The organism is Pseudomonas sp. DF11 (assembly GCF_058148565.1).
In genome coordinates this window covers 1-9,208 of sequence record NZ_JBYVYN010000019.1, presented here as the reverse complement: position 1 = coordinate 9,208, position 9,208 = coordinate 1, and the positions used below count along the sequence as shown (strand labels likewise).

At 60.1% G+C, this 9,208-nt stretch carries 8 protein-coding genes; all 8 read right to left on the bottom strand.

From position 1 onward, the window contains the following. Nucleotides 1-108: 108 nt before the first annotated feature. Nucleotides 109-546, bottom strand: coding sequence for an Lrp/AsnC family transcriptional regulator (locus tag AC30D9_RS29325; RefSeq protein WP_490145370.1), 438 nt, complete (start codon nucleotides 544-546; stop codon nucleotides 109-111). Nucleotides 547-558: 12 nt separating this feature from the next. Continuing rightward, nucleotides 559-1,938: a threonine synthase gene (gene thrC / locus AC30D9_RS29320; RefSeq protein WP_490145369.1), complete on the bottom strand. Its 1,380-nt coding sequence runs from the start codon at nucleotides 1,936-1,938 to the stop codon at nucleotides 559-561. Nucleotides 1,939-1,954: 16 nt separating this feature from the next. After that, nucleotides 1,955-2,845 (bottom strand): LysR substrate-binding domain-containing protein, encoded by an 891-nt coding sequence (locus tag AC30D9_RS29315; RefSeq protein ID WP_490145368.1) that lies wholly within the window; start codon nucleotides 2,843-2,845, stop codon nucleotides 1,955-1,957. Between the two features lie 57 nt (nucleotides 2,846-2,902). After that, complete coding sequence (locus AC30D9_RS29310) at nucleotides 2,903-4,333, bottom strand: amino acid permease (RefSeq protein WP_490145367.1); 1,431 nt, start codon at nucleotides 4,331-4,333, stop codon at nucleotides 2,903-2,905. Nucleotides 4,334-4,484: 151 nt separating this feature from the next. Beyond that, nucleotides 4,485-5,738, bottom strand: a complete 1,254-nt coding sequence (locus AC30D9_RS29305) for a cystathionine gamma-synthase family protein (RefSeq protein WP_490145366.1) — start codon at nucleotides 5,736-5,738, stop codon at nucleotides 4,485-4,487. Between the two features lie 346 nt (nucleotides 5,739-6,084). Beyond that, nucleotides 6,085-6,207: a hypothetical protein gene (locus tag AC30D9_RS29300; RefSeq protein ID WP_490145365.1), complete on the bottom strand. Its 123-nt coding sequence runs from the start codon at nucleotides 6,205-6,207 to the stop codon at nucleotides 6,085-6,087. A gap of 22 nt (nucleotides 6,208-6,229) precedes the next feature. Continuing rightward, complete coding sequence (locus AC30D9_RS29295) at nucleotides 6,230-6,625, bottom strand: hypothetical protein (RefSeq protein ID WP_305486113.1); 396 nt, start codon at nucleotides 6,623-6,625, stop codon at nucleotides 6,230-6,232. Further along, nucleotides 6,622-9,208: RHS repeat-associated core domain-containing protein (locus tag AC30D9_RS29290; protein ID WP_490145364.1), on the bottom strand; the 2,587-nt coding region annotated here is incomplete at its 5' end. The genes AC30D9_RS29290 and AC30D9_RS29295, both read right to left, overlap by 4 nt.

The following is a 9,208-nucleotide window of genomic DNA, read 5'->3' as shown; positions in this document are numbered from 1 at the left end:
GGCTTGCTCGCGAAGACGGCGGCACAGTCAACATTGATATTGCTTGATACACCGCCTTCGCGAGCAAGCCCGCTCCCACAGGATTTACACTTTAGGCAGGCCGCGGGCCTAGACCACCGACGACAACACAAACGACGTCACCGTGTTCTCCACCCCAGGCAGCGCAGATATCTCCTTCCAAACCTTATGCACCCGCTCCGGATTCGCCGCACCCACCCGCAGCATCAAATCAAACTCGCCACTCATCACATCGCACTGCTGCACTTCCGGTATCGCGCGCAGGGCTTGCAATACTTCCGCGCCGCGCATGCGGTCGTAGCGGTAGACGAAGATCACCGCGTTGATGTTCGAAGACGCTTGCCCGCCCTCGCCGGTGCGCACGGTGTAACCCTGGATCGCGCCGTCGCGTTCAAGGCGTTCGATGCGTTGGCGCACGGCGTTGCGCGAGAGGTTGACCTTCGCCGCCAGCTCGGCGTGGGCGGCCCGGGCGTTGAGCCGGAGTTCGGCGATGATGCGTTCGTCGAGCGGGTCGAGAATTCGCTTCACGGGAGCCTCCTGTTAGAGAGCAGCGAGCAGTTGTTGGAGGGCACCGAGGTCGTCCGGCTGGATGCGCTGGATCTGCGCCGGGCCATGCTCGGACATGGGACGCGGTTGCGCCGCAATGTCGATCCCCAACTCGCCGAGCAGCACCGCCGATTTGGCCGGTGAAATCTCGCCCAAGGTCACCATCGGCGCCACCAGGCTGCGGCGGTACAAGCGCGCCGCGAGCACGCCCGTGGCGGTGTGCGGGTCGATGACGTAGCCGGTGTCGCGGTACAGCGAAGTAATTTCCTCCAAGGTCTGTTCATCCGTGACCGCGTAGGAGTCGATGATCATCCGCGCCTGCAGCCAGAACTCGTTGGCGATGGTCATCTCTCCAGTGGTTTCGAAGGTCGCCATCAGCGCGCTCACGGCCTGGTCGTCGTGGCCGTAGAGCTCCCAGAGAAACCGCTCCAGGTTGGAAAAGATCGACAGGTCCATGGCCGGCGACAAGGTCTTGTTGGCGCGCAAGCGGGAGTAGTGGTTCTTCAGGAACAACTGGTGCAGCGCGTCATTCTGGTTGGTCGCGACGATCATCTGCGTGATCGGCAGGCCCATTTTCTGCGCGATGTAGCCGGCGTAGACCTCGGCAAAACTCGCCGCCGGCACGCTGAAACCAATCGGGCGCTGACCGCCGCCCAGTTGCAGCACGGCGTGGAAGTAAAACACCAACTGCGCCATGACGCTGACCCAGTTGCTGGAGTTGAAACTGATCGCCTCGCGCCCGGTGCACGGCCACTGCCGGAACAAGCGGGTGACGAGTGTCTGGCATTCGTCGAAGCTGCCGTTGACGGCGAACTGATGAACCCGCGGATGGGCCGCCGCTTGCAGCTGTTGAAGTTGTTCCTGCGGGACGCCAGCCTCCGGGTAAATCACCACCACGTCGGTTTCATCGCAGTGCTTGAAGGCTTCGATGGCGGCCAACCCGGTGTCGCCGTTGGTGGCGCCGATCACCACGGCGCGGCGCTGGCGTTTGCGCAGGAAGTATTGCACCAGCCGTGCCTGCAACTGCGCGGCAAAATCCTTCGAGGAGCGGGTCGGGCCATGGAACAATTCCAGGACCCATTCGTTGCGATCCACCTGATGCAACGGTGCCAGGGAGCGATGGCTGAACTGGCTGCCAGCGTCCTTGAGCACGCGCTTGAAGTCGGCCTCGGGGATCGCCTCGCCCACGAATGGACGCATCACTCGATAGGCCAGTTCGTCATAGGCCAGGGTCGACCAGTTGGCGATGTCCTGGGGTTCGAACTGCGGCAGCTCAAGCGGGACGAACAACCCGCCATCCTCGGCAATGCCCGACAACACGACCTTTTCGAAATCGACCTGCACCGCCGCATTCCGAGTACTCACATAGCGCATGGTTGGCTCCGGCCATTTATTTAAAACGATGTGCCTGCTCGACCAGCCAGGTGGAAAACATCACCGCGTCGGGGTGCTGGTCGGCCCCGGAACTGCGTACCAGGTAGAACGATTCGCTGGCCTCGATGCGCTGGGTGAAGGGCTCGACCAGCCGCCCTTCTTCAAGCAGCTCAGCCACCATCGACGAGCGAGCCAGGGCAATGCCCTGCCCCAGTTCGGCCATGCGCAAAGTACACACCAGCGTGTCGAACTGCATGCCGGTCGAAGAATCAACGCCGTCCGCGCCGACCATGTTCAGCCAATAGCCCCAGCCCTCTTCGTAACCCAACACGTGCAGCAGCGGATGCTTCGCCACGTCCGCCGGCACCTGCAGTGGCGAACGCGCCATCAGCGCTGGCGAGCACACTGGAAACAAGGTGTCCCAGGTCAGGCGTTGCGACACCAGGCCTGGCCATTGACCGTGGCCCCAGCGGATTTCCATGTCGTCTTCACCATCCAGTTCCTTGACCCAGATGTTGCTGATGTAGCGGATATCGACCTGGGGATGGGCCTGGCGAAAACTCACCAACTTGGGCGCCAGCCAGTGCACGAAAAACGCCAGGCTGCCGCGCACCTTGATCGGTCGGCGTTTGTGCTGGCCGAAAATCTCATTGGTGCCGACTGCCAGCCGGGTGATCGCATCCTGCACCACCGGCAGGTAAGCCTGGCCTTCCTCGGTCAGGCCCAGGCCACGGGGCAAGCGCTTGAACAGGGCCACCCCCAGATGACTCTCCAATTGGCGGATCTGCTGGCTGACCGCGCCTTGGGTCAAGCACAATTCTTCGGCCGCGTGGGTGAAGTTCAGGCAACGGGCAGACACCTCGAATGCCCGCAGCCAGTTCAATGGGGGTAACGGCTTTTGCTTCATGATCGGACCTCGCTGACACCCCTTCCACCGAGCGCACCGGCCACGCCTCAGCGCTGGCTAGAACGCATCGGACGGCTGTGCCAAGGGGGCAACCGACAAGCGTTGCTCGCGGCTTTTGCGGGTAATGAAATACACGAAATAACACCAGGCGATGAAGGGCAAGCCGAAGTACAGGGCCACCCGCTGTTCCGGATCGAACGCGATCCCGACACACGCCAGGCTGCAGCATACCAGCGCCCCCAGCGGCACCCACGGATAACCCCGAACGCGGAACTTGAGGTTGCGAATGTCACCGCCGTTGGCTACGTAGTGGCGGCGGAAGGCAATCTGGCTGGCGGCAATGCTCATCCACACCACCACCACGGCCAGGCCGGAGATCGATACCAGCGCCAGGTAGATGGTGTCGGCGGCGAACACGCTGCTGAGCAACGAAGCGGCGCCACCGGCCATGCTCACGATGATCGCGTTGAGCGGCGTGCCCATGCGGGTCAGGGCCGAGAACTGCTTGGGCAAGTGCCCTTGGTCACTGAGGGTCCACAGCATCCGTGAGGCGGCGTACAGCCCGGAGTTGGCCGCCGAGAGCAAGGCGCTGATGATCACGAAGTTCATGATGTCGGCTGAGTACGGAATGCCGATGTAGGTGAAGACGGTGACGAAGGGGCTCTCTACCAGACCGGCCTGGTCGCGGGGCAACAAGGTCGCCAGGACAAAAATGGTCCCGACAAAGAAGATCGCCAGACGCAACACGGTGGTGCGAATGGCGCGCGGCACATTGCGTTGCGGGTCTTTGGTTTCACCGGCGGCGATGCCGATCAGTTCCGTGCCGGAGAACGCGAAGGCGACCGCCAGCAGCGTCATTGCAATGGGCATGAAACCGGTGGGAAACAGCCCTTCGCGAGTGAAGTTGCTCAGCCCGATGCTGTGCGCCTGGTCGATGTTCAACAGGCCGAGAATCGCACCGCCGCCAATCAGCAGGAACACCACCACCGTGACCACTTTGATCAACGATAGCCAGAACTCGGTCTCGGCAAACAAACGCACCGAGATCACGTTGGTGAGGAACACCACGCCAGCGAACAACGCACTCCAGATCCACACGGGCGTGTCCGGAAACCAGCGCGTCATCAAGATACCGGCGGCGGTGAATTCAGAACCGATTGCCACGGTCCAGGTCAACCAGTACAGCCAGGCCACCGTGTAACCGGTGCCCGGGCCGAGAAAGCGCGTGGCGTAGGTGCTGAACGAACCGGTTTCCGGCATCTGCACCGCCAGTTCACCCAGGCACATCATCACCATGTAGACCATGAGCGCGCCGATGATGTAGGCGATCACCGCGCCCATGGGCCCGGCCTGGTTAACCGTGTACCCGGACGTGAGAAACAGCCCGGTACCAATGACGCCGCCTAATGCCAACATGACAATATGGCGCGTCTGCATTTCCTGTTTAAAACCGGCACGCGTGTCGAGGTGTTGTTCTTTTATGGACATGGTTGTTCTCATGAAAGTTGTTAGGGCGCGCGTTAACGTCCGCGACAAGTTACTGGGCAGAGTAAAAGTGCGTCACCACTAAGTTTTATTATTATTCCTATTCATGAACGCCCCACTAACAGCCTTGTTGTGGAGTAGCAACATTCAAACTTCAGTTAGTTGTCTCGATATAAACTTCATTGCGTTGCGGATTAAGTGTTTTTTTGACGAAGGCGAATGCCTGTTTCAGATCGTCCAGTAGATCGTCGGTGTCTTCGATACCCACGGAGACCCGCACCAGCCCTTCGGAGATGCCCAGGGCCAGGCGTTCCTCGAGGGTGTTTTCAACATGGCTGGTGGTGCGGGCCGGGCCGTAGATGGTTTCCACCGCGCCGAGATTGCCGGCGCAATGGGCGAATCGCAGGCGCGGCAGGAGCACCTTGACCGTGTCCATGCCACCGACCAGGACAAAACTGACGATGGCGCCGAAGCCGGACATCTGCGCGCAGGCCACGGCGTGGTTCGGATGGCTGGGCAGGCCGGGATAATTCACCGACTCCACCAACGGCTCGGTGCAGAGAAACTCCGCCAGGGCCCGGGCGCTGCATTGCTGCTGACGCATGCGCAGCACCAGGGTTTTCATGCCACGGATGATCATGTAGGCCGAGAACGGGTCGAGCGACGCGCCGTTGATTTCCCGATAATGCCGAACCTTGGCCATCAAGGCGGCGCTGCCGCAGACCAGGCCACCGAGCACATCGCCATGGCCGCTGAGGAACTTGGTCGCACTGTGGATCACCACGTCCACGCCCAAGGCCAGCGGGTTCTGGTTGAGCGGCGTGGCGAAGGTATTGTCCGCCACCACCACGGCGCCGACGCGCTTGGCCGCTGCCACCAAGCGTGGGATGTCGAGGATTTTCAGGGTCGGGTTGGTCGGCGTTTCCAGGTACACCAACTGGCAACCCTTGGCGATTTCCCGCTCGATTTCTTCGTGATCGAACGTCTCGCACAAGGTCACGTCCACGCCCATGCGCGGCAAGAATTCTTCGAAAATCTTGTTGGTGCCGCCGTAACTGTCCTTGGTCGACACCACACGATCGCCATGGGCCAGGAAGGTATAAAGCACGCTGCTGATCGCCGCCATGCCGCTGCTGAACGCCACGGCGGACTCGGCCATTTCCAACTCGCAGATCTTGGCTTCGAGAGTCTCGACGGTGGGGTTGCTCATGCGGCTGTAGATAAAGCCTGGCGCCTTGCCCAGCGCAACGTCGTACCAGACGTCGATGTCGTCGTAACCGTAAGCGGCACTGACCACGATCGGGGTTTGCGTGGCGTTGTAGGGATGCCTGACTTGCTCCCCGCCCCACACCGCCCGGGTTGCCGCACCCGCATTTTCAAGCCCTGCGCTGTCAGGTTTATTGTTCATTGGGACTACTCGCACTCAAGGGGTGAACGTTGAGCCATTCACCGGATCTGGGGGCCAATATAGGGAAAAGCCGCCGGCCCGAGAAACGATGTTATCGGTGCCAAAGGGCTGCTTTTTTTAATGGCTGAATGCGAAGTAGCGACCGGTAAATCACCGACAAACCTGTGGGAGCGGGCTTGCTCGCGAATGCGGTGTGTCAGCCACCCTTGATGCTGACTGACGCACCGCTATCGCGAGCAAGCTCGCTTCCACACTTGGGGGTGGCGTTGATTTGCTGTGCGGGCGGGCGCGAGGGGTCATGTTGCTGAAAATCGACAGGGATTCTTTCCAGTCCTGAGGGAGCAAATCACGAATCAGCGCTCAAAGACTGCAACCAGCGCTGATGGTAATCGGCCTGCTCTGTAATATCGTTGGTTAAGTCCTTATCTTCATAATCAAAAATATTGACCATGTCATCCTTACCTACCATTACCTCCCCCTCATATCCATAACTACGACAAACGAGATTCAACCCACTCTTTAAAAAAAACCTCTTGCTCACTCGGATCGCTCGCCAAGTTACTATCATCGTAATCAAATATATAAACAACATCATCGAGAGATGGAGTGACACCCACATTCAACTCATACGCTTTTAGCCCAAGCGACATCTGCGCCGACATACCGGACGGATGAACATTTTTCTTAGCACCCTTACAAAAAAATATCACATCCGGATTGTCTCGCCGAAGACTCGCAAAACACTTATAAAAATTACCGCCCACATAAGTTCTATCAACACCATCTGCCGCAGGAAAAGTTATTGCAATTTTTTCAGAATCACACACAAGAAAAAGCCTTTCTTTTTTTCCTCCCCTAGACACACACACCTCCACCTTAGAAATCATTTTTTTATTCTCCTATTAGGGTTAGGTATGGAATAGCCAAACTCTTTTCCATTATCAAGTATCAAGGTCGCGCCAAGCACATCTTCATTTTTTATGCGATCTGGAATGGCAATCTCTTTTTCAGCCCCGAACAAATATGAAGCCCCTAGCTCTTTTTTCAAATCGTGCCCTGGAATTTTTTGCAATGTATACAAGTATCCTATTCTCGTATAATCACCGGTGGCAAACTTCTTTCCTACCTCCCTTGAATAGGAGGTACTAATATAGTAACTAGGAGGCCAATCACTATCCATAGAGTGCAAGAAAAGATTCTTGCTTTTTCCTTTGCTTTTAAAACCGTTTTCAAAAACATCTTCGGGATTTCGCTCATCACCGCGATATAGAAAATCCTCTTCTTTTTTAGGAATAGGTAGCTTAGGTTCCGTTTGACCAACAGCCACCTTCGCCGCCGGATCCTGCTCCCCAACCGCCGGCCTGCACCCGCCCTTCCCCGGGCAATCCACCAACCCCAACGGATCCACCCACCCCGTCGGGTTCAGGGTGTACCGATACCCATTGAGCCCACCCGCCAGTTTGCTCGGGTCCGGCGTGAGGTAGCGGCCAGTCTCGGGATTGTAGTAGCGGTGGCGGTTGTAGTGCAGGCCGCTTTCCGGGTCGAAGTACTGGCCCTGGAATCGCAAAGGTTGCTCAAGCTGTTCGCCACTGCCGTGCTTGAGCTCGGTGAGTTTGCCGTAGCCGTTGTAACGCGCCGACCAGACGATCTCGCCGCTGTAGCGGGTCAGTTCCTGGGGCGTGCCCAAGTGGTCGAGGTGGTAGTAGAACGGGCAGGCGTTCAGGCCTTCGCCATCGAGCATTGCCAGCGGGCGGAAGGTGCCCGGTTCGTAGACGTAGCTGCGGTGATGGCGCGGGCTGTTTTCGGCGACGACCTGGTCGCCCTGCCAGAAAAATTCCGTGGTCAGGCCGTCCACGGTCTTGCTGATGCGTCGGCCGAAGGCGTCGTAGCGGTAGGACGTTTCGCGGCCGTCCGCCGTGGTCACGCCGATCAGGCGGTGCTGGCTGTCGTAGCGGTAGGCGCTGACCAGGGCCTGGCCGCGGCGTTCGCGGATCAGGTTGCCGAAGGCGTCGTAGTCGTAGTGGCGGTCGCCTTCCTTGAGTAGGCGGTTGCCCTTGAGGGTGGTCGGGCCGGGGCGGTCCTGCATCAGCAGGTTGCCGGCCGGGTCGTGGCAGAAGTGTTCCGGCGGCTCGCTGTGGGAAAAGTCGATGCGGGTCAGGCGATCCAGCGGGTCGTACTGGTAGCTGCGGCGGCTGCGGTTGTCGGAAAGGGTTTGCAGGTTGCCCCGGGGGCTGTAGGCATAATCGCGCCAGAGCAGCTGCTGCTGTGGGTTCTGCCACACGGTCTGGGCCTTGAGGCGGCCCTGTTCGTCGTACGTGTAGTCGCTGAGCAGCCGGCCCTGTTGGCGTTGCCGTTCGCGACCGGCGTCAAAGCGGTGTTCGGTCAGGCGCGAGCCGTTGAGGTCGATGGCGGTCAGCGCGCCACCGGGGGCATGGTGGTAGTCGAGCTGGCTGTCGTCCGGCAGGCGCAGGTGGTTGAGGCGCCCGCAGGCGTCGTAGCGATAGCGCAGGGTGCCCCAGCCCTGATGCTCGCAGACCAGCCGGTCCTGGGCGTCGTACTCGAAGGCCAGCGGACGATCGCTGCCGTCGTTGACGTAAACCAACCGGCCCAGTTCGTCGTAGCGGTACTCGATGGCCTGGCCGTCGGGCAAGGTCTTGACCCGCAGCCGCCCGGCCGCGTCACGCTGGTAGCGGGTGACCCATTGCGAACCGTCTTCGCCGTGCTCGGTTTTTTCCAGCAGGTGGCCGTTGAGGTCGTAGGCGTAGGTGGTGCGTTGGCCGTCGAAGCCGACTTGCTGTCGGATCAAGCCGTTGGGCGTGTAGTCCAGCTGATATTTTTCGCCGGATTCGTTTTCGATCTCGGTCAGCAACAGCCGCGCCGAGTCGTAGCGGTACTTCAGCTCGCTGCCGTCGGGGTTCAGGCGGCGGCTGACCAGGTGCAGGTCGTCGGCGTATTCGTAGCGAGTGAGGCGGCCCTGTTCATCACGCTCGGCGGTGACCTTGCCGTAGGCGTTGTAGCTCCAGGTCCGGGTGGCGCCGCTGGGCAAGGTCACTTGCAGCAGTCGGCCGACGGCGTCCCATCGGTAATGCGTGAGGGCGCCGTGTTCGTCCTTGCGGCTGAGCAAACGCCCCAGGGCGTCGTAGGAAAAACACCGACGCCCGCCATCGGGCAGGATCTCTTCGGTCAGTTGGCCCAGGCGACTCCAGGCGAACCGATGTTCGCCGCCGTCCGGGTCATACTTCGCCAGCAGTTGCCCGTGGCCGTCGTAGGCGTATTCCGTGCGCCGCCCATCCGGATCGATGCTCACGATCACATCGCCCCGGGCATTGCGCCGGTAGGTCCACACGGCCTGGCCACGGGTACGGGTATGCAGGAAACCGTTGCGGTATTCGTAGGACGTCGGCGCTTCGTCCGCCGGCATCAGCGCCACCAGCCGTCCGACGTCGTCGTAGCGGTACTCGCAGACCGCT

Bases quoted from the DNA above. Each gene is read 5' to 3' on its own strand.
- AC30D9_RS29295 (WP_305486113.1), bottom strand. From the start codon at position 6,625: ATGATTTCTAAGGTGGAGGTGTGTGTGTCTAGGGGAGGAAAAAAAGAA.
- AC30D9_RS29305 (WP_490145366.1), bottom strand. From the start codon at position 5,738: ATGAACAATAAACCTGACAGCGCAGGGCTTGAAAATGCGGGTGCGGCA.
- thrC (WP_490145369.1), bottom strand. From the start codon at position 1,938: ATGCGCTATGTGAGTACTCGGAATGCGGCGGTGCAGGTCGATTTCGAA.
- AC30D9_RS29300 (WP_490145365.1), bottom strand. From the start codon at position 6,207: ATGGTAGGTAAGGATGACATGGTCAATATTTTTGATTATGAAGATAAG.
- AC30D9_RS29310 (WP_490145367.1), bottom strand. From the start codon at position 4,333: ATGTCCATAAAAGAACAACACCTCGACACGCGTGCCGGTTTTAAACAG.
- AC30D9_RS29315 (WP_490145368.1), bottom strand. From the start codon at position 2,845: ATGAAGCAAAAGCCGTTACCCCCATTGAACTGGCTGCGGGCATTCGAG.